24 protein-coding genes and 1 tRNA gene are annotated in these 23,774 nt (G+C 46.9%); 18 read left to right on the top strand and 7 right to left on the bottom strand.

The annotated features are described in order from the left end of the window. Positions 1 to 166: 166 nt before the first annotated feature. Complete coding sequence (locus BUA34_RS10340; RefSeq protein WP_072829278.1) at positions 167 to 922, bottom strand: flavodoxin family protein; 756 nt, start codon at positions 920 to 922, stop codon at positions 167 to 169. 86 nt (positions 923 to 1,008) lie between these two features. Here BUA34_RS10340 and BUA34_RS10335 point away from each other — a divergent pair, with 86 nt between their 5' ends. The 5 genes from BUA34_RS10335 (at position 1,009) to tsf (ending at position 5,393) form a co-directional block, all read left to right on the top strand. After that, positions 1,009 to 1,707, top strand: coding sequence for a DNA alkylation repair protein (locus tag BUA34_RS10335; protein ID WP_072829276.1), 699 nt, complete (start codon positions 1,009 to 1,011; stop codon positions 1,705 to 1,707). A 12-nt stretch (positions 1,708 to 1,719) separates the two neighbouring features. Further along, positions 1,720 to 2,529, top strand: a complete 810-nt coding sequence (locus tag BUA34_RS10330; protein WP_072829274.1) for an alpha/beta fold hydrolase — start codon at positions 1,720 to 1,722, stop codon at positions 2,527 to 2,529. 62 nt (positions 2,530 to 2,591) lie between these two features. Next, on the top strand, positions 2,592 to 3,515 hold the full coding sequence (locus BUA34_RS10325; RefSeq protein ID WP_175545450.1) for an FISUMP domain-containing protein: 924 nt from the start codon (positions 2,592 to 2,594) through the stop codon (positions 3,513 to 3,515). Between the two features lie 254 nt (positions 3,516 to 3,769). Beyond that, entirely contained in the window at positions 3,770 to 4,510 is a 741-nt protein-coding gene (gene rpsB, locus BUA34_RS10320) for a 30S ribosomal protein S2 (RefSeq protein ID WP_072829269.1), read from the top strand. A 1-nt stretch (position 4,511) separates the two neighbouring features. After that, positions 4,512 to 5,393, top strand: coding sequence for a translation elongation factor Ts (gene tsf / locus BUA34_RS10315; RefSeq protein WP_072829267.1), 882 nt, complete (start codon positions 4,512 to 4,514; stop codon positions 5,391 to 5,393). 182 nt (positions 5,394 to 5,575) lie between these two features. Here tsf and BUA34_RS10310 read toward each other — a convergent pair whose 3' ends face one another. Next, the gene (locus tag BUA34_RS10310; RefSeq protein ID WP_139255926.1) at positions 5,576 to 6,439 is read right to left on the bottom strand and encodes a hypothetical protein; all 864 of its coding nucleotides are present in this window, start codon (positions 6,437 to 6,439) and stop codon (positions 5,576 to 5,578) included. A gap of 141 nt (positions 6,440 to 6,580) precedes the next feature. On the opposite strand from BUA34_RS10310, the gene BUA34_RS10305 reads away from it, so the two are divergent. From BUA34_RS10305 to BUA34_RS10275, 7 genes are all read left to right on the top strand, one after another. Next, positions 6,581 to 7,597: a TonB family protein gene (locus BUA34_RS10305; protein WP_072829263.1), complete on the top strand. Its 1,017-nt coding sequence runs from the start codon at positions 6,581 to 6,583 to the stop codon at positions 7,595 to 7,597. 16 nt (positions 7,598 to 7,613) lie between these two features. Then, entirely contained in the window at positions 7,614 to 9,038 is a 1,425-nt protein-coding gene (locus BUA34_RS10300) for a hypothetical protein (protein ID WP_139255925.1), read from the top strand. A 36-nt stretch (positions 9,039 to 9,074) separates the two neighbouring features. Next, the gene (locus BUA34_RS10295) at positions 9,075 to 9,521 is read left to right on the top strand and encodes a hypothetical protein (protein ID WP_072829259.1); all 447 of its coding nucleotides are present in this window, start codon (positions 9,075 to 9,077) and stop codon (positions 9,519 to 9,521) included. 80 nt (positions 9,522 to 9,601) lie between these two features. Next, positions 9,602 to 10,885, top strand: a complete 1,284-nt coding sequence (gene purD / locus BUA34_RS10290; RefSeq protein ID WP_072829664.1) for a phosphoribosylamine--glycine ligase — start codon at positions 9,602 to 9,604, stop codon at positions 10,883 to 10,885. Positions 10,886 to 10,897: 12 nt separating this feature from the next. Continuing rightward, positions 10,898 to 11,377 carry a 5-(carboxyamino)imidazole ribonucleotide mutase gene (gene purE / locus BUA34_RS10285; RefSeq protein ID WP_072829257.1) on the top strand — a complete coding sequence of 160 codons (480 nt, stop codon included), beginning with the start codon at positions 10,898 to 10,900 and terminating at the stop codon, positions 11,375 to 11,377. A 164-nt stretch (positions 11,378 to 11,541) separates the two neighbouring features. Next, positions 11,542 to 12,627 carry a DUF3108 domain-containing protein gene (locus BUA34_RS10280; RefSeq protein WP_254794429.1) on the top strand — a complete coding sequence of 362 codons (1,086 nt, stop codon included), beginning with the start codon at positions 11,542 to 11,544 and terminating at the stop codon, positions 12,625 to 12,627. 122 nt (positions 12,628 to 12,749) lie between these two features. Then, the gene (locus BUA34_RS10275; RefSeq protein WP_072829254.1) at positions 12,750 to 13,769 is read left to right on the top strand and encodes a hypothetical protein; all 1,020 of its coding nucleotides are present in this window, start codon (positions 12,750 to 12,752) and stop codon (positions 13,767 to 13,769) included. A gap of 55 nt (positions 13,770 to 13,824) precedes the next feature. Here the strand turns inward: BUA34_RS10275 and BUA34_RS10270 are convergent. Together BUA34_RS10270 and rimO are read right to left on the bottom strand one after the other, a co-directional pair. Continuing rightward, a tRNA-Arg gene (locus tag BUA34_RS10270) sits at positions 13,825 to 13,896 on the bottom strand. Between the two features lie 98 nt (positions 13,897 to 13,994). After that, entirely contained in the window at positions 13,995 to 15,308 is a 1,314-nt protein-coding gene (gene rimO, locus BUA34_RS10265; RefSeq protein WP_072829252.1) for a 30S ribosomal protein S12 methylthiotransferase RimO, read from the bottom strand. A 194-nt stretch (positions 15,309 to 15,502) separates the two neighbouring features. On the opposite strand from rimO, the gene BUA34_RS10260 reads away from it, so the two are divergent. Continuing rightward, complete coding sequence (locus BUA34_RS10260; RefSeq protein ID WP_072829250.1) at positions 15,503 to 15,955, top strand: hypothetical protein; 453 nt, start codon at positions 15,503 to 15,505, stop codon at positions 15,953 to 15,955. A 79-nt stretch (positions 15,956 to 16,034) separates the two neighbouring features. On the opposite strand, the gene BUA34_RS10255 is transcribed toward BUA34_RS10260, so the two are convergent. Then, positions 16,035 to 16,586 carry an SPOR domain-containing protein gene (locus BUA34_RS10255; RefSeq protein ID WP_072829248.1) on the bottom strand — a complete coding sequence of 184 codons (552 nt, stop codon included), beginning with the start codon at positions 16,584 to 16,586 and terminating at the stop codon, positions 16,035 to 16,037. Positions 16,587 to 16,919: 333 nt separating this feature from the next. Here BUA34_RS10255 and BUA34_RS10250 point away from each other — a divergent pair, with 333 nt between their 5' ends. From BUA34_RS10250 to BUA34_RS10230, 5 genes are all read left to right on the top strand, one after another. Then, the gene (locus tag BUA34_RS10250) at positions 16,920 to 18,854 is read left to right on the top strand and encodes a SpoIIE family protein phosphatase (protein WP_072829247.1); all 1,935 of its coding nucleotides are present in this window, start codon (positions 16,920 to 16,922) and stop codon (positions 18,852 to 18,854) included. A gap of 108 nt (positions 18,855 to 18,962) precedes the next feature. After that, on the top strand, positions 18,963 to 19,172 hold the full coding sequence (gene rpsU / locus BUA34_RS10245) for a 30S ribosomal protein S21 (RefSeq protein ID WP_014546541.1): 210 nt from the start codon (positions 18,963 to 18,965) through the stop codon (positions 19,170 to 19,172). A gap of 126 nt (positions 19,173 to 19,298) precedes the next feature. Further along, positions 19,299 to 19,769 (top strand): GatB/YqeY domain-containing protein, encoded by a 471-nt coding sequence (locus BUA34_RS10240; RefSeq protein ID WP_072829245.1) that lies wholly within the window; start codon positions 19,299 to 19,301, stop codon positions 19,767 to 19,769. Positions 19,770 to 19,856: 87 nt separating this feature from the next. Beyond that, a complete protein-coding gene (locus tag BUA34_RS10235; protein WP_072829243.1) occupies positions 19,857 to 21,386 on the top strand; it encodes a sigma 54-interacting transcriptional regulator in 1,530 nt (509 codons plus the stop codon). Between the two features lies 1 nt (position 21,387). Next, entirely contained in the window at positions 21,388 to 22,299 is a 912-nt protein-coding gene (locus BUA34_RS10230; protein WP_254794428.1) for a LysR family transcriptional regulator, read from the top strand. A gap of 60 nt (positions 22,300 to 22,359) precedes the next feature. Here BUA34_RS10230 and BUA34_RS10225 read toward each other — a convergent pair whose 3' ends face one another. Beyond that, positions 22,360 to 22,983: a hypothetical protein gene (locus BUA34_RS10225; RefSeq protein ID WP_072829240.1), complete on the bottom strand. Its 624-nt coding sequence runs from the start codon at positions 22,981 to 22,983 to the stop codon at positions 22,360 to 22,362. Between the two features lie 84 nt (positions 22,984 to 23,067). Next, positions 23,068 to 23,685: an outer membrane beta-barrel protein gene (locus BUA34_RS10220; RefSeq protein ID WP_072829238.1), complete on the bottom strand. Its 618-nt coding sequence runs from the start codon at positions 23,683 to 23,685 to the stop codon at positions 23,068 to 23,070. Between the last annotated feature and the right edge of the window lie 89 nt (positions 23,686 to 23,774).

Here is a 23,774-nt window from a genome sequence, read left to right as displayed (position 1 = left end):
TTCGGCTCTTTTGCAAGCACGAGAATGTGATATCGCCTCACTCTCGCCTCCACGATTCGTTGATACGAATCGCTTGAGGCTCACGAAGTCTCCGCTTTTCGGAGGCCTTTCCTTTATATAAAAAATGCCCGGCAAAGCCGAGCAATCAAGCCACTCGCCGAAGGCGCTAAAAATTGTCGTCGCGATCGAACATGTGCGTTACGAATTCCACGACGAGCGTTTCGTAGGCGTCATCGCTGAAAATCGGCTTTTGCATCAAGTCGATAGCTTCCTGCGAAAGTGTTCCGGTCGTAGCGAGTTCAGCTCCGCCCTTGCGGTACTTGTCGCGAAGCATGTTCAAACGACGCGGACCGCCACGATGGTCGAGCGCGCGCATCTGCGGGCATGCAATAAGCGTGTAGCCTTCATGGCCAAGGATGATGTCGAACTGCTTGCGGATAGGCTCGTAAACCACGTCCAAGTCCATCCAGGCGCAGCTTGAAAGCAAAATAATTTTCTGCCCTTCTTTCTGGAACTGTAGCCCATGCAGGTGCGAATTCATGGCGTTGGCGCCGTCCTTGAGCTTCTGACCCATGTACGGATGAACCATGCCCACAATGCGGTCCATCAGGACTTTCATTTGTCCGGGAATACTGAAGAGGAAAAGCGGAAAACTCCAAATAACGATGTCTGCATTCGTAAGTTTCTCGCGAATCATCGGAACGTCATCGTCCTTGATAAAGCAAGATCCGTCCTCGCGTCCCCAGCAGCTAAGACAGCCGCGGCAGGGCTTGATGTGCATCTTGTCGATAAAGATGTACTCGGTCTCGTAGTCGCCGTTCTGTTCCAATCCTTCGACAAAAGCCTTTGTCGGGATAAGAGTGCCACTACGTTCATTTTTTGGACTTGCGACCATTACGAGTATTTTCTTTTTCTCAGCCATGCGCGCAAATTTAGAAAAGTTTTTGTAAATTATTTGAACATCAAGGCGATTGGTGCACGACAAGACTGATATAGACCGGTGAAATAATGTCAATTATTAACGAAATTCAAAAAACTCTTTTTGAAAAACAAGATTTAAAGTTTCAGGCTTTCCATAGCAAGCTGATCCCGACGACGGATGCAAAGTCGATTATCGGCGTACGCACTCCTGACTTGCGCGCGATTGCCAAGGAATTTGCAAATCACCCGGATGTGGAAAAATTTTTGTCAACGCTTCCACATAAGTATTATGACGAAAATCAGGTGCACGCTTTTATTTTGTCTTTGATAAAAGATTACGATGATTGCGTTTCGCATATTGATGCCTTTTTGCCGTACGTGGATAATTGGGCAACTTGTGACCAAATGCGCCCCAAGGTGTTTGCGAAGGCCGCGAATCGTAAGCGCCTTTTGAAAGATGTTGAACGCTGGATGAAAGCTCCCGTGACGGACGTTTACACAGTCCGCTTTGGTATCGAAACGCTGATGTCGTTCTTTTTGGATGATGACTTTGATCCGAAATTTTTAAAGTGGGTCGCGAAAATTCGCAGCGAAGAATATTACCTGAACATGATGGTCGCATGGTTCTTTGCAACGGCACTTGCAAAGCAGTATGAAGCGACTTTACCTTATATTGAAAAACGTGTACTCGACGCTTGGACACATAACAAGACCATCCAAAAGGCAATCGAAAGTTATCGCATTACCGATGAGCAAAAGGCTTATCTTAAAACTTTAAAATTATAGTATCTTTGCAATATGATTGAATATACAGTACAGACCGTAAAGACCGACAATTTTGAAATGGATTACCTCAAGTTTGGCACGGGCGCGCGCCCGCTCGTCTTGCTTCCGGGTATGAGCCTTAAAAGCACTATGGGCATTGCCTCGATGGTGGCTGATTCATATAAAATATTTGCAGATGATTTTACGGTCTACATGTTCGACCGCAAGAAAAATTTTGGCGAATCGTACTTGATGGAAGAAATGGCTGCGGATACCGCTGAAGCGATGTCGGCTATCGGTATTGAACGCGCATGCATGATTGGTATTTCGCAAGGTGGCATGATTGCACAACTCATTGCAGAACAGTTCCCGCAAAAAGTCGAACGCTTGGTGCTTGGCTGTAGCGCTTCCCGCTTGAACGACATGTCCCGCGCGGTGATGACGGAATGGAAACGCCTTGCCGATGCCGGCGATATCGAATCGCTTTGTTCGAATTTTATAGATAAAGTTTTTTCTGCTGAAACAATCCGCAAGTACAAAAAGAGCCTAATGCGAATGAACACGAATGCAACGGAGCAAGACATGAAACGTTTCTGCGTGTTGGCTCGTGCATGCCTCGCGTTCGAAGCGTACGAAGGCCTTTTGAAACTCAAGTGCCCAACTTTCATTTTGGGAGCTGAACTTGACCAAGTTTTGGGCGTAATCGCTTCCCGCGAAATTGCAGAAGTGCTAAAGCAAAATGGCACGCCGGTGGAACTGTACGTTTACGAGAACTATGGCCACGCCGCCTACGATGAAGCCCCGGATTACCGTTCAAGGATTTTGGAGTTTTTGAAGAGGTAATCCCTGTTTGGTAACTTATGGAAACGTTGCTTTTGAATTATTTATACCTAGTAAGGAAAAAAATGTTGCGTAATACCTTGATGCTGGTGAGCTTAGCTTGCGTATTTGTTGCTTGTGGGGATGATTCCAGTTCCTCTCCTGTTGTTGAATCATCAAGTTCTGAAATTGCTATAATCGTATCGTCTTCGTCTGTAAAAAGTAGTTCATCTGAACGGAAGTCTTCTGTAGTGGAATTGTCATCTTCTGCTGAAAGCTCGAGTTCTTCGTCTTATGTCGAAAAGCATTTAGCGTGGGATTACATGAATCCGGCGATTTTTTACGGTGAATTCACTGATGAACGTGACGGACATGTTTACAAGTATATTGTACACAGCAATTTCCGTATTATGGCGGAAAATCTGAACTTTTCGGATTCGGTGAACTATCCGAATTTACGGGGCCAAACATGGTGTTATCAAGATAATTTGGACTCTTGTTCTAAATATGGAAGGTATTACACATGGTCAGCCGCTTTGAATATCAATGCTAGATACAATACAGATTATTATCGCCATGAAGAAAATAGAGATTTTTATTTGAGAGTTCAGGGAATTTGTCCAAAAGGATGGGAACTTTTTGTAAATGAGGGAGACTGGAGAAATTTTATATTCAAGTATATAAATCCAAATAATTTGTGTGCAAAAAAAGGATGGGATGAAAATTTATGTACCGATTCGTTAGGCTTTGCCGCTTTGCCGAATGGTTTTTATAAGGATGGCAAATTTGAGAAAGTTGGTGAAGAGTTTCGTTATTGGGAGCCTTGGGGGCAAAGTATGGAAACTTCAAATCACGCTGGGCAACTTGGTGGTCTTTTGCTTGGAGACTCTTGGGGGTGGTGGGGTTCAAGTCAAACTTTGAAATCTGTTGGGGGCGCGGTCCGTTGCTACCAGATGATTCCCAAAGAAGAGAGGAGTAGTTCCTCCGCTTCTGGAAACGAAAACCTTTGATTCTGCCTTTTAATGCGTCGCCACAAGCGGTGTGAATTTTTCTAGAGGCTCGTTTTCTTTCATGGCGCGCATTCCCGCCCTAGACACGCCTCCCTATAATTTCTATCTTTGCGCTAGCCCAAGCAATATCGCCTGGGCGTAAACAATCACCGGCTTGCAAGAGTCGCTTCGGTGGCGCGGTACAATTAATATTGAACTTCGCTTTGTGGCTTAATTGCAGTCCGGGTAGTAACAACCGAAAAGGAAAATATACTATGGCTAATTTGCCTTCCGTCGAAGATCTGCTTGCTGCAGGCTCCCACTTTGGTCACCAGACTCAGCGCTGGAATCCGAAAATGAAACCGTACATCTTGGCAGAAAAGAACGGCATCTACGTTCTCAACCTCTCCAAGACTCGTGACCTCCTCGAAGAAGCTGCTAAGGCTGCTGCCAAGATTTCTGAATCTGGCAAGACCGTGCTCTTCGTTGGCACGAAGCCGACTGCACGTCAGTGCGTGCTCGACGCTGCTGCTACCTGCAACCAGTTCTCCGTCACCAACCGTTGGTTGGGCGGTATGCTCACGAACTTCCAGACTGTTCGCAAGTCCATCAAGAAGATCGACAAGATCGACGCTATGGAACAGGACGGCACCTTCCAGGCTCTCTCCAAGAAGGAAGTCCTCGACAAGAATCGTGAACGCGCCAAGCTCCTCGACGTGTTCGGTGGTATCCGCGAAATGGTGAACCTCCCGGGCCTTCTCGTCGTGACCGACCTCGCTCACGAAAAGATCGCTGTTGCAGAAGCTCGCCGTCTCCACATTCCTATCATCGGCATCTGCGACACGAACGTCGATCCGACCCTCGTGGACTACCCGATTCCGGCAAACGACGACGCCGTGAAGTCCCTCAAGCTCATTGTGGACTACATCGCTGCTAACGTCAAGCCGCGCGTCGCTGCTGAAAAGAAGGAATCCAAGGAAGAAGTGAAGAAGTTCGACAACGGCGAGGACAAGTAATATGCAGATTACCGCTTCCCTCGTTAACGAACTCCGCCAGAAGACTGGCGTCGGCATGATGCAGTGCAAGAAGGCACTCACCGAAACTGACGGCGATATGGAAAAGGCTTTGGAACTCCTCCGCAAGCAGGGTGCTGCTGTTGCTGCAAAGCGCGCAGACAAGGCTGCTAAGGAAGGCCGCGTTTACCTTATCGAAACCGCAGACAAGGCTGCTGCTTTCGAACTCACCTGCGAAACCGAACCGGTTTCTAACAACGACGACTTCGTTGCTCTCGCTGCTTTGGCTACCAAGGCTGTCGAAACGCAGGCTATCGCTTCCGTTGAAGATCTCAAGAACGCTGTTGTTGACGGCGTCAAGATCAATGACCGCCTCCAGGACGTCCTCGTGAAGATTCAGGAAAACATTGACTTCCGCAAGTTCGCTGAAATCAAGAAGGTCCCGAACTCCGTGTTTGGCGTTTACAGCCACATGAAGGGCAAGATCGGTGTTATCACTGAACTCGCTTTCGAAGGCTCTGCTGACGAAGCTGCTCTCAAGCAGGCTGCTAAGGACATCGCTATGCAGGCCGCTGCTTTCGCTCCGGTTGCATTGAACGATGCTGCGGTTCCGGCTGAAACGATCGAAAAGGAAAAGGAAATTGCCAAGGCTCAGATCGAAGCTTCTGGCAAGCAGACCAAGCCTGAATTCATGCAGCGCCAGATTGATGGCCGCGTGGCTAAGGTCCTTAAGGAAATCGTTCTCGAAGACCAGGAATTCTTCATGTCTGAAAAGAACCCGAAGAAGCTCTCTGTCAAGGACTACCTCCAGGAAGTCGTTGCAAAGCAGCTCGGTCTTACCAGCTTGAAGGTCGTGAACTTCATCCGCTTCGAACGCGGTAACTAAGCTTACGTCATTGCGCAAGCGCATGACGCTTCGGTTATCCAATACGTGTGCAAGCACCCGTGCTGTATAACCTTGGACGTCATTGCGAACCCCGTAGGGGTGAAGCAATCTCTAGCGAAATTAAATTGGTCGTCCCTCGCGGGGCGGCCAGTTTTTTTGTTCTATACAAATATTAGAATAAATTAATCATTAAATGAATGCCACAGGAATATTCGCCAGCCGTTGATGGTGCTGGTTCTTTCTTCTTCTATTCCGCCGTTGTGAATGTTGCCAAAACTTTTGCCGGTTATCTGATTCAAAATGGCTTCGAGTACATCGACAACAAGCTCGGGGCTGTAATGCCGTGTCGCCTCCCAAGCGGTGGGGGATTTGTTTTTAAGCGTAATATGTTTGACTGCAAGTTCTCTTTGGTCATCCATTTGGCAAATGATAGCGGGAACAGCCTGAATGCCTAATTCTTCTAGTTTGGCGTATGCAGCTGTTGCTTTGGACTCTACAAGCATGTCGTCTATGAGACTTTTGACTTTAGAAGAATGTTGAATTGTCGGACAGATTTTCGTGTATGCTTTGCTTGCAATAATCTCGTTCTGTTTTGCTAATTCATTCTTTACTTCGTCTGTTACGGGAAAAATTGAACTAAGATAGTAGCCGCCCGAGTATCCAAGGGCTAGAGAAACAATGGATTTTTTGCCATTGAATAAGAATAAATTCGAATCGTTGCGGTTTTGCCTTTTTTCCTTCTTGCTGTAAATGTATTTGTTGATAATGATTTCTTTTGAAGGAATATCTCCTTTTAAAACAGTATCAATTGCAAAGTCGATTTCGATGTATGCGCTTTTTGTTCGCATGATTTTCTTGATTTCATTTGTATCGACTTGAAGCGTTCCCGTGAGAATATATGGAGATTGAGCGATGCTTATCCATGAGTTGTCTTTGGTGAATCCTTCAGATATTTTCTTGATAGCGCTTTCGAATGCGGCTTTATTTTCAGGCGAGTCTTGAAGCCTCTTCTTTAGCGGAATCGCACGCGGCAATCCCGACTGCAATTATAAATGTCGCGAGAATGAAAAGAAAATTCTGTTTTAAGTTATGCATACATAGGCAAATTACAAAAATATCAATGTAAATTTGCTTAAAAGAAGGCTCACAGAAACAAAAAGCCCGTGGAAAGATTGTATTTTAAATCTATGAAGTTTGTTCTTGCATTGCTTTTATCGTTAACTGCCGTTTTATATGCGCAGTCCTCGAGTTCCCTGTTTACAGGAATTGGAGAATACTTAGCAGAATTAATTGGTGATGACGTGAAAAGCAATGAGTTCTGTAAAGCGAATACGACTGGCCTTAACCTTCTTATTCTTGATGGCTACTTTGTTGTTGACCGCCATGTTGGTGGTAGAATTGCTTCGATTGAAGTTGATGCTAGTTCCACCCGTATTTTTACAAGCGATATTTCTCGCGAACATCCTGTTTGGACTAGAGTTTATGGCGTTTCTCAAGCATCGCCGGATTCAGTAATTAATGTCCTTAAAGAAATACGAGCGAAAAACGCTGATAAAGTTGACCGCGACGAGATAAATGTTTCGTTCCCGTATCAGGATGAAAGTATTTACAAATACAAGAAGTTTTTTGGAAAACTTAAGGCCGCCGGATTCTCGAAGATAAGGTTGCTTGCTAAAGAGGAAGAATTTAGCGATAAGGTATATAAGAATCTTCTGCTCAAAAAATACAGCAAGGAACAGATTGAATCGTGGGAAAGTTCTAAGCATTCTTGCAATAAACAATGGTTGCACATCACGGACTCAAAGCTTTCATACTCTGCACATAAACCTTTAAAATGGGATGGAATAAGTGATCCTGACTTTTCAAAGAAGCCTGCTAAAAGAAGAAAAGCTTCGCATGTAAAAGAGATTGTCGATAAAAACAAACCAAAACTTTCAAGTATTCGTAAGAAATACCGAATGCAGGCGCCTCGTTTAAAAGAAGTAAAAAACAGTGAACATCCAGATGCAGAAATTCAATACGACATCGTAGTAAAATTTACTATTGCGCCCGATGGAAAAATTAGTGAAATTGAAGTAGTGTCATCATCAACAGGAAATGAAAAATTTGACAAAGCAATATGTGACGCAATTTCCACATGGACTTTTGATGAGGCGGATGATGTAACTCGCGTAACCTTGCCGTTAAAGTTCGATAAAAAGTAAGTATGGATTTGTGATAATGGATCGAATGAAACGACTGCTATTTTTGATTGCTTTGTTTGCTAGCGTGGTGATGGCTACCGTGGAGCCTGAGCGAGCCCATTTTGAAGGCGGAACGGATCATATTATTCATGAAAATGGCCTTTGCCGTATAAATTCTTTTCCGCTCAATGATTACATTAAAAGCAATTATGAGGCATGGCCGTTTCGCCCAATAGATGAATACCCTGCATGCTCAATCCGACCGATGTACAGTTATCTTGCGCCTAAAGAAGGCGGCGGATATCAGGCTTTTTGGAGTATTCGTGATTCGATGTTCTATTTGGATAGTGTGACTATCAGTGCGTGGACGCGTTCATTTGATTATGAATCGTCTGGGGCTCCCAAAATAGTTTCTGTTCGCGTTCCTCTGCAAGAAATTATCTTGAATAAAACTGCTGAAAAAAAGAATGAGCCTTTGGTTGCCGATTTTGTAAATGGATTTCTTAATTTTTCATGCATTCAGGGATATTATAGAATTCAAGTAGAAAAAGGTAAAGTTTTGTCTTTGCAAAAGAAGGAATATGAACGGGAATTGGACGAAGCGCAGTTTCCTTTATTTAGAGGGATGATTTCTAAACATGTGAAGTCTCTGAAAACTATGCCCGGAAAAATTAAGGAGACAAAGTCGCTGAAACTTTATCAGAAAAACCAGACTCCGTTTGCATCGTATTATCATGTGTTAGATAGTCTTCAGCAGGCTTTAGATGACAATGGAAAAATGCAGTATATTCAAGAAGCCCGTCTTGATTCACGTTTTAAACGATTTGAAGATTTTTTCACAATCAATGCGGTGAACACTTATTATTATGGATTGAATCAATGTTATAGTTTTTATGTAGCCTTGAAAGGAAAAACTCCGTTTAGGGAATTGATTCTCCGCCTGTATAAGAGTGATATGGCGGAATCGTTTGATGCTGATCCTGTTGAAAATGTTAAACTGTTCTTAAAAACGCTTATGGCGGTCCGTAAAAATCCGTCATTTGAAAAATGGCTTGAGTATAAGAAACTTTTGAGAAATGATGGAGGAATGAGCCTTTCTTATGAACAAGATTTTATTGTTGTGAACGAAAAAATTTCCAAAGATAGTGTTTGGAAAAAACTTAATATGTCGGGAAATTATGTGGCGACACTGCAATTTGGCGAAGGAATCGTGCCGTTGTATGTATTTATGTTGAGTGATAATGGCGATGTTCTTGTATCGGTTGCGGATGTTCAGAAAGGGGAAGATTTTTTCAATATTGCTATTGATCGTTTTTCTCCTTGGAATCACCGAGGATTTGCATCTCATATGAAACGATGTGAAGAAAATTTTTCGGAATCGGATCTTCTTAATCTTTGTGATTACGTAATCATCCGCCATGACGGTAAAATAGAATACGGCCCAAAGAGCGGTAAGCCGTAAGGTGGGTTGTGATGAGCAAATCTGTATGAGTCTAGAATGATGAACAATATCTATTTCTATTCGCTATATGTTTTTGGCTTGGTTCTGTTTGTCGTCGGCTTGTTTCTGCCACCGATACCATCCTTTTGCTTTGTTATGTCCGCCATTGGCTTGGTATCTATTTTGACGTATGTTCTTTTTTTATGGAAACTTGCATCAAAACTGCAAAAGTTTAAATTTACCTTGTCTGTATTTGGGCTTGTTGCCTTTTATCATTTGGCGTGGCTGCTTGTTGGTTTATTGGAAACGCAACTTCATTGGTCAAACGGCCCGGAGAGCATTTTGTTCTTTTACTACATGTCGATTAGCCCTTTTAGAATCCTTCCGCAAATTTCCACGCACGAAGGCGTGAACATGATTCTTTATTCAATTGCGATTCCTGTGTCTATTGCTCTTTGTGTAGATGGGGTTGTTTTGCTGTTCAAAAAAATCAAGAAAAAGTAGGCCTATTATTAAGCTTTTTGAAAACGGTGGATTCGTTCTTTTTTCTACATTTTCTCCCGTTCAAAGATAAGGACTCGCTTATGAATATTCTCGTCGTTGGTAGCGGTGGTCGCGAACATGCCATCGCTCTTGCAGTCAAGAAGTCGCCGCTGTGCGACACTCTCGTGTGCGCTCCGGGCAACCCGGGCATGGCAAACCTGGGCAAGTGCGTGCCGGTGGATGTGGCCGACCCGAAGGCTATTGCCGACCTCGCCGTCGCCGAAAAGATTGACCTCGCGATTATCGGCCCCGAAATTCCGCTGGTCGCTGGCGTGGTGGATGAATTCCGCCGCCGCGGTCTCCGCGCTTTCGGCCCGACTGCTGCTGCTGCCGCGCTCGAAGGCTCCAAGGCCTTCAGTAAGGATATCATGAAGAAGTACGGCGTGCCGACGGCAGCCTTCGAGACCTTCACCGATCTCGCCTCTGCCAAGAAGTTCCTCGCCGAACACCCGGCTCCGATCGTGGTGAAGGCGTCGGGCCTCGCTGCGGGCAAGGGCGCTATCGTCTGCATGACCGACAAGGAAGCGAACGACGCTGTGGAAGAAATGCTCGGCGACAAGGCGGTCTTTGGCGAATCCGGCAAGACGGTCGTGATTGAAGAATTCATGGACGGCGAAGAAGCTTCCATCTTCGTGGTTTGCGACGGCAAGGACTACGTGATTCTCTCTTCTGCCCAGGACCACAAGCGCGTCTTTGACGACGACAAGGGCCCGAACACTGGTGGAATGGGCGCTTACAGCCCGGCTCCGGTTGTGACAGACGCTCTCCTCGACGAAGTCAAGAAGACTATTATCGAACCGACCCTCAAGGGTATGGCCGCCGAAGGCAAGCCCTACACGGGCGTGCTCTACGTGGGCATCATGGTCACGAGCAAGGGCCCGAAGGTCGTGGAATACAACTGCCGCCTCGGTGACCCCGAATGCCAGATTGTGCTCCCGCTCTATGACGGCGACATGCTTGCCTTGTTCGACGCTGCCGAAAAGGGCGAACTTGCCAAGCTTGGTGCTCCGAAGGCTCCGAAGGGTAGCTCAGCTATTGTCGTGCTCGCAAGCGCCGGCTATCCGGGCTCCTACGAAAAGGGCAAGGTCGTCACGGGTATCGAAGAAGCCGAAAAGAATGGCGCCCAGGTGCTCCATGCCGGTACCAAGATGGTCGACGGCAAGCTCGTGACCAACGGTGGTCGCGTGTTCGGCGTTGTCGGTCACGGTGCAACGCTTCAGGAAGCCTTGAACATCGCTTACGCCGCTTGCGAAAAAGTTCAGTTCGAAGGCAAGTTCTACCGCAAGGACATCGGTAAGAAAGGCCTTGCAAGACTCGCAAAATAAGGAAACTTAAAAATGCAGATTAATGAAGTTCCGAATGCAAAGGTCGGTATCGTTGCGGGTAGCAAGTCCGACCAGGAAACTGTAGACAAGATCACCGCCGTGCTCGACCAGTTCGGCATCGTGTGGGAATTCAACATTCTCTCCGCTCACCGCACCCCGAATGCTACGGCAAAGTATGCTCGCGAAGCCGCCGGGCGAGGCCTCCAGGTCCTCATCGGTGTTGCTGGCCTCGCTGCAGCCCTCCCGGGCGTGCTCGCAGGGCACACGATTCTTCCGGTAATTGGCCTGCCCTGCGCCGGCGGCCCGCTCAACGGCGTCGATGCACTGCACTCCATCGTGCAGATGCCCCCGGGAATCCCGGTGGCCACAGTCGGCATCGGCAACGGCAAGAATGCCGGTTACCTCGCCGCCCACATCGTCGCCATCGCAGATCCGGCTGTCCGCGAGAAGCTCATTGCTTACCGCAAGAGCCTCGGTGACATCGAAGGCTAAGCCTTCTAATTCAGAATTAAAAACGCTGGCGTTTCGTCAGCGTTTTTTGCTTTTTTGTCACAGTCTCTTTGATTTTGCGCACATGTAGCCGTATCTATCGCTTTCGACTTTTATATATTGTCCTTATCTTAAATTTTGTCCATTAATAAAGAGTTTTGGGGCCTATGTTTTATCGTGCTTTGAAAAGTGTTTTGCTGGGATTTTTATTGCTCTTGGCCGTGCCATTTGCCGGTCATGTTGTTTTTGCTCAGTCTGGCTTGTCTGGAGGAGAGGCTGGCTTGATTACATCCTCAGATCCTTGCTCAAAGGGAAGGCTTGGGGAATCTGGATTTGCTGCAGCAACCCAAGGACAAATATCATTTGACTGTTGGACCTTATTAAAAGATAGTTCTAAAAAATATTCTTCCTCCTCATCCGCGCAGTCCTCAAGCGCAGCGCAGTCTCGTGTTGCAGAAGCTTTAGCTAATCCACAGTCCTCGGCGACTCTCGTAGCGCAATCGTCAAGCTCCATAGCTTCTTCCTCCGCTTCACTCCCCAAATGGCAGACCCTTCCAGAGATGAAGGCTCCGTGGATGAAGGGCGAAAAGTTGTCTTACACCCTCAGCTGGGGGTTCATTACGGCTGGCTATGCTACGCTCGAGGTTAAACCGCGCAAAGACGGCAAGACGGAATTCCTGACTTTTGCAACCGCCAACAAGACTGTCAATAAATTTTATCCGGTACACGACACTGTCTACACGCTTGTCCGTAACAAAGGACTCATGACGGATGTGTTCCGCAAGACTCTCCACGAAGGAACTTTCCACAATAAGTCGATGATCCGCTTCGACCGCAATGCAAAGAAGGCTTTCCTTTCCGATACGGTTTTTAAGGACGCTGTCAACCACTACGTAAAGCGCTCGGCCGATACGTCTGTGACCATCGAAGGGCTCGAACACAGCATTATGTCTGCGTTCTACCTTGTGCGTACCCTACCTCTCAAAGAGGGCTCTACATCTCGTTTTGCTGCAGTGAGCGGGGAGAAACGCTACGAACTCAAAGTCGTTATCCACAAGCGCGAAAAGATTAAAACGGATCTTGGCGAGTTCAATACGGTCAAGGTCGAGCCTGTTTTGGATGGCGATGGCATTTTCAAGTCCAGCGGCCGCATTTTTATCTGGTTTACTGACGACGACAGGCGCCTTCCGGTACTCATGCAGTGCGAAATCAAGCTTGGAAGCATCAAGGCTGAGCTGACAAAGGTCGAATAGGCCTATTTGAAACTTACAAAATTGTAAAATCAAACGAAAATACAACTTTTACATGAAGTTTTCGAAAAAAACTTCTATAAAAAGTTATATTCCAAGCGTGGTTATTTATCCGAGGCTTTTTAATGCTGAAAAAATTGTTGTTGCTGTTGTGCTTGGCTAGTTTGGTTGCATGGGCTGCTCCTTCGAAGGGGCGTAAAGCGTCTATGAAGAAAAAGGCAGCTCCGGTTGCCGAAAAAACGGTGGAAGCTCCTGCTGCCACGGCTGATTCCGATGATGGCTTTATGTCTGTCACGGAAGCATCTTCATCTTCTGCCGTCAAGGCTGCTGATGATGACGAAGAAGAGGAAAATGTCGAAACTGCTACGGCTGGCATGACTGCAGCCCAGAGAAACGATTTTCTCACTCGTAAAAAGTTCGAAGAAGAACAGCGTTTGGATGAATATGCAAACTCCGAACGTCGTCGTGACTGGCTTAAGGATCGCTTGATTTTTGAAGTAGGTCTCGGTTCTCGTATGCCGTTCATGGGTGAATCTGGCATGGGCATGGGCTTCGGTGCCGGTATTGAATACATTACTCGCTGGCATATTGCCGCCTTTGCTTCTTTCGGTATGTTGCCGAAGGTCAAGGATAGCGAATTTGATTATATGAAGCTCGAAGGTGGTACGGGCTATAAAGTTGGCCTTAACTACTACTTCTTCCCGAAGATTCCTATTCATTTGGGCTTGTCCGCTTCTTACGGTACGGTCTATTTCGACCACGACATGGAACCGGATGCCGATGGCCTTCGTAGCTTGATTTCTGTTAAGGGTTATCAGTTTGACGTGTTGATTGCTTACCTTTCTAATGAATGGTACTACTTGCAATTCTCCTTCGGTATGTACTATGCTCCGGATCTTGGCAAGGCTCCTGAAAAGAACCCGAGCTTCAAGAAGACGAGAGACTCTCAGACCGAAGCTGTCGATACATATGCTTCTCGCGTTGTGGGCAAGCCGAATGGAATGGACAAGACGGGTATCGTGTTTGGCATTACGATTGGTTATGCCTTCCCGGAATTCTTCCCGGATGATACCGAAAAGCGTCGCCGCCAGCGTGAAAAGGAACGCAACAAGGCTGCTGCAGGCACCAGTGCCTGGAACCGCTAGTTTAAGCGCATAAAAGTTTAGCCCGCCAGTTCATGGCGGGCTCTTTTGTTTTTAATACCCATGTCCGGAATCGAACCGGAATACCTTCCTTCGGAGGGAAGGACACTATCCATTGTGATACACGGGCCTATGCCGTTAAGGCGGGTATAATATAGTAAAAAAGGCGTTTGTCACCCCGGCTGGAGCTTGCCCCGGACTGGTTCCGGGGTGCCGGGGCGCCTTTTCCTAGTCTATCAATTTCACTACAAGTTCATGCGGTTCGGCATCAACGACGAGTGCATTGTGGAATTCGCCCACGTCGCCATCACCTTCGATGACCTTCACGATATCGTCATTTTCCATCGAGTTGCCTTCGGTGCGGCCATAGAAGTGGTATTCGCTTTCTTCGGCGACCTGGTCGATGATAATCTTTACTGTCTTTCCGATCATATTCTCGGCGTATTCGGCAGCGAGTTCTTCCTGGAAATCCGTGACCGCTTCGAGCCTTGCGCGGGCATCGCTTTCGTCCACGGCAGGGAGGTCCATTTCCATCACCGGAGTACCTTCTTCGGGGCTGAACACAAAACCGCCCAAATGGTCAAATTGCACGTCTTGCAACAGTTCCATCAGCTCTTCAAAATCTTCGTGCGTTTCACCGGGGAAACCTACGAGTACCGTACTGCGGAGCGTTACGCCCGGAATGCGTTCGCGGATTTTGTGCAAAAGATCGACAAGTTCTTTTTTGCGGTAGTTGCGCTTCATGTACTTGAGCATCTTGTCGCTTGCATGCTGGATAGGCATGTCCACGTACTTCACAAGGCGCGGTTCGTTTGCCATCAAGTCCAAGAGTTCATCGTCCACGAACATCGGGTACCAATAAAGCATACGGATCCACGGAATGTTCGTGTTGTCCAAAATGGCGCGCAAAAGTTGAGTTAACGTGCCGCCTTTCTTGCCCTTTTCTCGTCCAAAGTAAGTCGTGTCCTGTGCAATCAAAGTAATTTCCTTGACGCCCTGCGCTTCGAGGTCTTTGGCCTCAGCAACGATATCTTCGATAGAACGGGAGTCCTGCTTGCCGCGGATGAGCGGGATGGCGCAGTAGGCACAACGGCGGTTGCAACCTTCTGCTATTTTCAGATAAGCGTGGTGTGGGAATCCACCCAAGTTCATGCGGGCAAGGTTCTCAGCTTCACAGCCTTGCGGGGCGACAATACCCATCTTCTTCAAAAGTTTGCCGGGCTTGTACGTGCCGACCCAGTAGTCCACCTCGGGCAGTTCCTTCATCAGTTCTTCGCCGTAGCGACCGCTGAGGCAGCCTGCCACAATGAGCTTCTGCTTTGCTTTTTTCGCTTTAGCTTGTGCGAGAATTGCGTTGATGGATTCTTCCTTGGCGGCTTCGATGAAACCGCACGTGTTCACGAGGATGTAGTCCGCTTTGTTTGCGGAATCGCAGGTAGCAAAACCTGCATGGAGCATTTCGCCGACGAGGTTTTCTGCATCGACCTGGTTCTTGGCGCATCCAAGATGCACAACGAATACTTTTGGCTTTTTTGTAGGCATACCCCAAATATAGATTTTACGGCAGGGAGGTGGTTTTGTCGTTGGCGTCTATCGATAAATCTTGGGGGCTTTGCTCAAAAACAATTAAAATCTTGAACTTGCCGAAAGAATATGGTGAAGCCTTTGGTCGGTAAATAACAGTCGGAAATTTTAACTAAATTATTTTCTAATAATTTAACATAAGGATTGTTTATATGAAAAAATTTATTCTTGCTTCTGCAATTTTGCTTGCATTGGTTGGCTGTGAATCTAGCACAAGTTCTAGCGACACTGCCTTGAAGTGCAACGTTACACGCTCTGCAAATTCTGTCAAGATTGTTGAATCGATGATGGATGGCGCCTATTATTATGAATCGACCGTGACTGTAAAGCTTGGCAATGATGGCTACTACTATTCGGAAATCGTATCGAAAGAAACCGTTCCTGATGCAGGTGCAGCCGCTGAAAACTGCGCTGAAGAAAGGGAAGAAGCAACTCACTGGTTAGATGGTTCCTATCAGGTCCAGTGCTATGGTAACACTGTTGAAACTCACGAAGTCAGCTCCGATGCCGATTTGGACAAGCGCGAAGAAGAATTCAACTATCTATGCAAAATTTCAGAAAGGGCCGGCGAAGAAGGCCTTGAAGACTACGAAGATTGGGATTAATTGATTCTAAATTGATTTAAGTTCAATTAAAAAAGGCTCCGCATTGCGGGGCCTTTAACAGTTCGTTGCTTTTGTAAAATTACATGTCTTCGCTTGCGCCGGGCTGGCCAATGCGATCGTTCTTGCGATTGTCCACCCAACCGGCATAACCCTGCGGTGCGAGAACTTCCTTGCCGAATTGCTGTGCGTTTGCGATAGTGGAGAAGTAGCCAACGCGCACGCGGTAGAACGTGCCTTCGAGTTCACCGGGATTTTCGACTTCGGCAACGTAAGCCTTGATGCCTTGGTCAGAAAGTTTGCTTACAACGCTATTTGCGGCTCTTCTAGAAGGCTGGATGCTCACCTGAATCACGAACGGGCCGGAAGATTCCTGCTCAACGCTAGAGACTGGTGCCGGACGTTCTTCGACCGGAGCGCTCTTTTCTTCGCTGAGGGATTGGATAGGTACCAATGCGGGTTCTTCTTGAGCAGGTTCTGGTGCCGCTTCCTGGACAGGAGCTGGAGCGGGTGTTTCGACAACAGGCTTGGCTTCGACTTGAGGTGCGGGTTGTTCTTCCTTGCTACCGCAGGCGCAAAGTAAGGCGCAGGAAAGGGTGATTGCCCCGAGTAAAGATACCGATTGCAGTTTCATGGGTGAACTCCACATTGAAAAAATTTTCTCCAGCAAATTGGAATAATCTTACAAAGAATATACATAAGTCTTTGATACTTCGCAAGTTATGAAGATTTATTTTTATGAAAAAAGTTGAAATTTTACAAAAAAATACAATAAAAAGCGAATCTTTTGAGTATATTTGGTGCTCAAATGTTTATTATAAAAACGTTCCGTTTGCAGTTCCTCTCAAAAATGGTTGTTTTATCCGGTAAAAATCGTTAAGGGGTCTAAACAAGGTTTGTTAAGTTACATATATTTTTGCATGTAATAAAAAACGATTTTTGATGTAGTAAAAAGAAAAGGTTTTTTATGGGCTTCAATATGCACGGACTGGCGTTCAAACAGTCCATGATGACCCTAGTCGGTTTCAGCATCGTATTCGCGACGTTGTTCGGGGTTCTCAGTTTTCAGGTGCAAAGCGAGCTTTCGACACTGCTCACAGAAAAAGGCGAAGAAATCAGTCTCGCGAATGTCGCCATAATCGAAAAACTTTTTGAAAAAGGCAAGAAACTCGGCGACGAGTATGCCGAAGTGCTTGGCAAGGAAATGCTTTCGGGAAAGGATCTCGACGACTTCTTGACTCAGGCCGTTTTTGATGCTAGGCAAACGCTTCCGCAGGTGCTGGCCGTTGTCGTTGCCTACGAACCGGGAATGGCGCCCAAGTCCAAGTGGCACCAGGAGGTGATGCGTCTTGCCCAATATTCAGGATCCGAAATCAAGTTGATAAAGGGTGGCGACTATCTTGAAAAGACTTGGTACAAGAGCACGAAAAACTTGCAGAAAGGGCTTTGGCAGGAACCGTTTGTTGGTGATTTTATCAGGGAGCCGATTGCGATTTACACGGTGCCGATTTATCAGAAAGACGCTTACGGGAATACCGTTTTTGCGGGTGTCCTTTGCGTGGATATGTCAATTGCGTTTCTCAAGGAAACGGTGGCGTCAATCCCCGTGTCGAACTCGGGCTACGTCGTTGTGTTGTCTGCGAATAATACCATTATCGCGCACCCTAAGAACGAGATTGTTTTCAAAGAGAGCTTGTCCGACATTTCTGGAGGAGTTGGCGCGCAGGCGGTTACGGAATTCGAAAAGACCGTGCAAAGCATGAAGAAGGGACTCTTCATGGGGACCACAGCCGACGGTAAGGATGCTGTCATTTACTTCAAGGCGATGGAATCGAACGGCTGGACGTTCATGATTGTGTGGCCTGCAAATGAATTTATGGAGAGTCAGCGTTCCCTGGAAAAAATGTTTGCGTGGATGTGCTTTGCGGGCTATGTCGTGATGCTGATCCTGATATTTGTGATTTCGACCAGAGTGTCCCGTCCGCTTAAAGAACTGGCTGTGGCGGCTAACAAAATGGGGCAGGGCGACTTTGATGTGGAAATCCCGCACCTGTCGGGACGCGATGAAATTGCGCAGTTTGCATGGGCGTTCCTGAACATGCGCACGTCGCTTAAAGAACACATGGAAAAGCAAAAGGATTTGGACCGCATCGAAAGCGAACTCGATTTTGCAAAGGATATCCAGATCGGATTCTTGTCGATGGACGAGAAGGAAGAGGGCTCCGAAGATCCGTATCATGAATTGACTCCGTTCCTCTTACCGGCCAAGGAGGTTGGCGGTGATTTTTATGATTTCTTCAAGCTGGATGATGGCCGCCTATGCGTGGTCGTGGGTGATGTTTCGGGAAAGGGCGTTCCTGCGGCACTCTTTATGATGGTTTCTCGAATTGTTTTGAGGACCATGGCGCAAAACTTGAAGTCCGTAGTCGAAACGCTCGAAAAGTCGAATTACGAACTTGCTAAACGAAACCGTGCGAACATGTTCGTGACGGTGTGGATGGGCTTTATCGATTTGAAAACGGGACATGTTGAATTTGCTTCGGCGGGACATAATCCGCCTGTAATCCGGCATAAGGACGGTTCCGTTGAATTTGCGAAGAGCAAGGCGGGGATTGTGCTTGCGGCAATGGAAAACTCGCGTTACAGACTGCAAACGCTTGACCTTGCTCCTGGCGATATGCTGTTCCTTTATACCGATGGCGTGACGGAAGCGACTAATGAGCATAATGAATTGTTCGGTAACGATCGATTGCTCGACGCGCTTTCTATTGGTGGAGGAAAGGGCACAGGTGAAACATGTCGTTTTGTTAAACGCCAAATCGATGCGTTTGCAAAAAACACCTCGCAATTTGACGACATTACCATGCTTGCAATGGAATATAAAGGGGGTAGTGCTCTTTAAGCAGGAAAGCACTTGTGAAAGTGCTTGGAAAATGTTACCCTTGACAGATTTTAAATATTTAGGTATATTTGGCTATCAAAAAATTGAATTTTTAACCAAAGGATTATCGTGATCGGCGTTATTGTTAAGTCCAACGAACCTTTCGAACGCGCTCTCAAGCGTTTCACCAAGTCTTGCGAAAAGAATGGTATCATTTCCGACGTCAAGAAGCGTCAGCGTTTCGAAAAGCCCTCCGAAGAAAAGAAGCGTATTGAAACGGCTGCTCGTCGCAAGCGTCTCAAAGAGATTGCTGACCAGAACCGCAAGCGTCTCTACTAATTCGATTTCTGAATCGGAAGATTTTTGCTAAAATTTAATGAGTTGTCGATGAATGTCGATGACTCATTAGGTGTTTTATAAAACTTCATCGCTTGGGCGAGGCGTTTCTAATCGCTCGGGATCAATATGAGTTGTGCTTTGCTTACCCAGATTCTTGATGACATCAAGACCGCCATGAAGGCTCATGATGCTGCAACACTTGGAACGCTCCGTACGCTTCATTCTGATATCAAGAACGAAGCCATGAAGGCTGGTGCCGCTCCGGCTCAGATTATGGATACCATTACGGATGCAATGTGCATTGACGTTCTTGCCAAGAGCGTAAAGCAGAAGCAGGAAGCCATCGAAATCCTCAAGAAGGGCGGTTTCATGGACAAGATTCCTGAAGAAGAAGCTTGCATCGCTTTGTACCGCAAGTACATGCCTGCCGAAATGAGCGAAGAAGAAGTCAAGGCCCTCATTGCCGAAATCAAGGCTGCAACGGGCGCCTCTTCTCCGAAGGACATGGGAAAGATCATGAAGGAACTTTCCCCGAAGGTCAAGGGCCGCTTTGATTCCAAGCGCGCTTCCGCCCTCGTGCAAGAAGCTCTTAAGTAACGCAAAGAGGTTGGGGCTTGCCCCATCCAGTCATGCTTTGTCACCCCGGACTCCGTTCCGGGGTCGCCTTTTTTATATTAAATCTGTATGCCCAACACTCAATCAAAAATTCAAGAACTTGAACTCCTCTACAAGATCAGCTCCATTTTGAACCAGAGTCTTGATTTTGAGACTGTTGCGCATCCTGTATTGCAGACCGTTGAATCGGTGATGGGGGTTGAACACGCCACCCTCACTTTGTACAATCGCCATACCGGCGAAATCTCTATTGAAATTGCAGAAGGCTTGAGCAGCCGCCAGGCGAGCAAGGGCCGCTATAAGGTGGGTGAAGGTATTACCGGCCGTGTCGTTGAAACCGGTAAGCCCATTATCATCCCGTCTGTTGCGAAAGACCCGGACTTCTTGGACCGCACGGGCCGCGGCAAGACCGAAGACAAGGCGTTCCTTTGCGTCCCGATTATCATGGAACAGGAAGTCGTTGGCGCCTTGAGTGCCGACGAACACAATCCTGACGAAGCGAACCTCAATGACCAAATTCATTTGCTCGAAATTATCGCGCAGATGCTTGCGACTGCAGTAAAACTCCGCCGCCAGGCCCGAGAAGAAAACGAAATCCTCAAGGCCGAAAACGAACGCATGGCGATGGAACTCAAGGCACGTTTTCAACCGGATAACATCATCGGAAAAACGCCTGAAATGCAACAGGTCTACATGCAAATCGACCAGGTGGCTCGAAGCCCGCTCCCTGCGCTCATTGTGGGCGAGGTTGGGACAGGCAAGGGGCTTGTTGCAGAAGCCATTCATTTCCGTTCTGACCGTAATTTAGGGCCGTTCGTGCGAGTGCATTGCGCGGCCCTCCCGGAGTCCGTGTTGGACCGGGAACTTTTCGGTAGCGAAAAGGGCGCCTTGGTTGGCGTCGTCAACGAGGCGCCGGGCCGCGTAGAACAAGCCGAAGGCGGAACGCTATTCCTCGATGAAGTCGCTGAACTCACCCCGAACTTGCAGATAAAGTTGCTTCGACTTCTGCAGCAGGGCGAAATGGAACGCGTTGGAGCGCGCTTTCCGAAAAAAGTGAACGTGCGCGTGATTTGCGCAACGACAAAGAACCTGCAGCAGATGGTTTCCGAAGGAACCTTTCGCGAAGACTTGTACTACCAGCTTCACATAGTCCCGATTTACGTTCCGCCTCTTCGCAAGCGTCGCACCGATATTGTTCTTTTGGCGGATTACTTTGTAGAACATTATTGCCGTTTGGTGGGCAAAAACGTTCGCCGTCTTGCTCGCGGAACGATCGAAATGCTCATGAGTTACCCGTGGCCGGGCAATGTGCGTGAACTCGAAAATGCCATTGAACGTGCGGTTCTCTTGACCGAAGAAGATGTCATCTACCCGCATCACTTCCCGCCGACGATTCAGACAGACGAAACGAGCGGAACCCCTGTGAGCGGAAATCTCAAGTTGATGGTCGAAGCGTACGAACGCGACATCATTTGCGATGCGCTCAAGAGTTCCAAGGGTAAAATGGCTGCTGCCGCCCGTAGCCTTTCGACTACTCCGCGCATCTTGACTTACAAAATCAAGCAACTCGGCATCGACCTTGCCGCCTTTAGCAAGTAGCTTGTTTATATTTTACGCCATGGAACTCACACAGCTCAAATACTTCCTAGAGGTGGCGCGTACGGAGCATGTCACGCAAAGTGCAAAGAACCTCTGTATTGTTCAACCGGCCCTCACGCAAGCTATACACAAGCTCGAAGATGAGCTAGGTGTATTGCTGTTCAAGAATGCAGGGCGTAACATCAAGCTTACGGACAGCGGAAAGTTCTTTTACGAAAAGCTTCAGCCGCTTTACGAAAATATGATGGCGCTTCCGGCGCTTTTGAAAGAAACGGCGAACAAGCAGAACAACAACGTGAAGCTGAACGTTCTTGCGGCATCGACGCTCATTACGAGTGCTGTGATTGAGTACAGGCGTAGTAATTCCGACATCGATGTGGATATTGTGCAGAATGAAGAAACGAGCGTCTTTGACATCTGCGTTCGTACTTACGCGAATTACAGGCCGGAACTGGACAACACCGAAAGTGACGAAACTTTTGTCCTTTCCGAAAAGATTTTCTTGGCCGTTCCAAATACCGCGCAATACAAAAAGCTCAGTTCCATATCGTTGTTTGACTTGAAGGACGAAAAATTTATTCGTCTTTATGGTTCAAAACAGTACCGCCAGATTTGTAATGAACTCTGTGATAGCATCGGATTCCATACGAATGTAACGTTTGAAAGCGATAACGCGTCCGTTGTCAAGGAGGCTGTTGCTGCGGGTATCGGAGTTGGATTCTGGCCGGAACTTTCGTGGGGAAAAATGGATCACAAGCGCGTCCGTCTTCTCGAAATTACCGATACGGACTTTAAGCGCGATATCGTCATTTCGCTCCGTCGCAACAAACAGGATAATTCCAAGACGGAACAGTTCTACAATTTCCTGACGAAGTACATTCTCCGTCGTCGTCAGCAATGCAAGCGAAAGTAGAGAACGAAAAAGCCTTCACGTTTATCGTGAAGGCTCTTTTGTAAAAGTATGATTCAACAATTAGTTGAAAGTGAACGAGGCGACAACGGCAAATGAGTTGAAAGTGGCTTCGCCTTTATAACCGACAAGTTTAGTATCGGCAGAGGAATGATTGTATGATAATGCAACGCCTATGCCGAGTTCATTATTCACCCACCATTCCTTGCCTACAGACAGGTTAAAACTGAAATTGGCGTGGTGCTCGGTGACGACTCTGCCACTGGCACAAAATTCAGAGTAATCTGCTAAACCGGCCGTAGCGCTAAAATAAATGTTGGATTCATGAGGAATGTAGTATGTAATACCGGCACCAAAGACGAGGACTTTGTAGGCTTCATTTTTGAGAGGTAACGTTGAAGTTTCGCCTTCGCTGTTAGATGCTTTGATGTCTGTAACGATTGAACTTAAATTAATGGTGGCGTGTAAAATAACATTAGGGACAATGGCTCCGCCTATTTTAAATCCTGATTCGAGCTTCGCACCTTTACTCTCTATTTTGACGCCTTCAGTCTTTATCTCATTGACGTAATTTCCATACCCCAAGCCGGCGATGCCGTTCAAGAAAAAGCCATCATGTGTTTTTGGTGCCGATGCAGCGAAAATGCAACTTGCAGCAATTGCGATGAGCAAAACGATTTTTCTCATAAACAAATTCTCCTTTTTATATTCGGGGTTAAAAAAGGCCTCTATGTAAAACACAGAGGCTCCATATAAGTTTTTATACAGTGATTAGTTGAACGTGTAGGATGCCACGATGGAGAACGAATTGGAGGAGGCTTCGTTCTTTTCACCACGATAGTTACCGTCAGCGGAGTGATGGGAGAACGAGAATGCCACGCCGAGAGCGTTTTCATCGTTCAGCCACCATTCTTTGCCGATGGCAATGTTGAAACCGAAACCGGTATCGAGATTGTCGAAGCTGTAATCGTTATTGTTGACGGAAATACTGATGTCGGTAATTCCGAAAGAGGCGCTAGCGTAAATATTTTGTTCAGGGACAACGTAGTAAGTTAAACCACCACCGAGCATAAACATGTTGAATCCGTCATGTTCAAGAGACTCTTCGTCGCGCCCGGCTTTGAATTTGAGGTCTGAGAAAATGGAGTTGCCAATGAAGGTAAAATGAAGGATTAAGTTGGGGTATATTGTACCGCCGATTTTAAAGGATGCCTCAAAAGCGCCTCCATCGCATGTAATCTTGCCGAGACCGCCTTCAATCTTGTCTTCAAAGCTGGAATAACCTGCGCCCATTGTGGCGTTCAAGAAGAAACCGTCATGAGTTTTCGGTGCGGAAATTGCAAATGCGCTCACAGCTGCGAGAGCAATAGACAAAAGAAATTTTTTCATATAATGTTTTCCTGATAAGTTTTTTGTTTTATGCAAAGCTAATAAATCGCAGTTTTTTTCAAAGCGTTTAGATTTTGATTGTGTGTAAA

Origin of the sequence: Fibrobacter sp. UWB12 (assembly GCF_900142485.1) — a bacterium.
Taxonomy (GTDB): domain Bacteria; phylum Fibrobacterota; class Fibrobacteria; order Fibrobacterales; family Fibrobacteraceae; genus Fibrobacter.
Note: the sequence above shows the minus strand (reverse complement) of the source record. Positions and strands in the feature narration are given on the sequence as shown.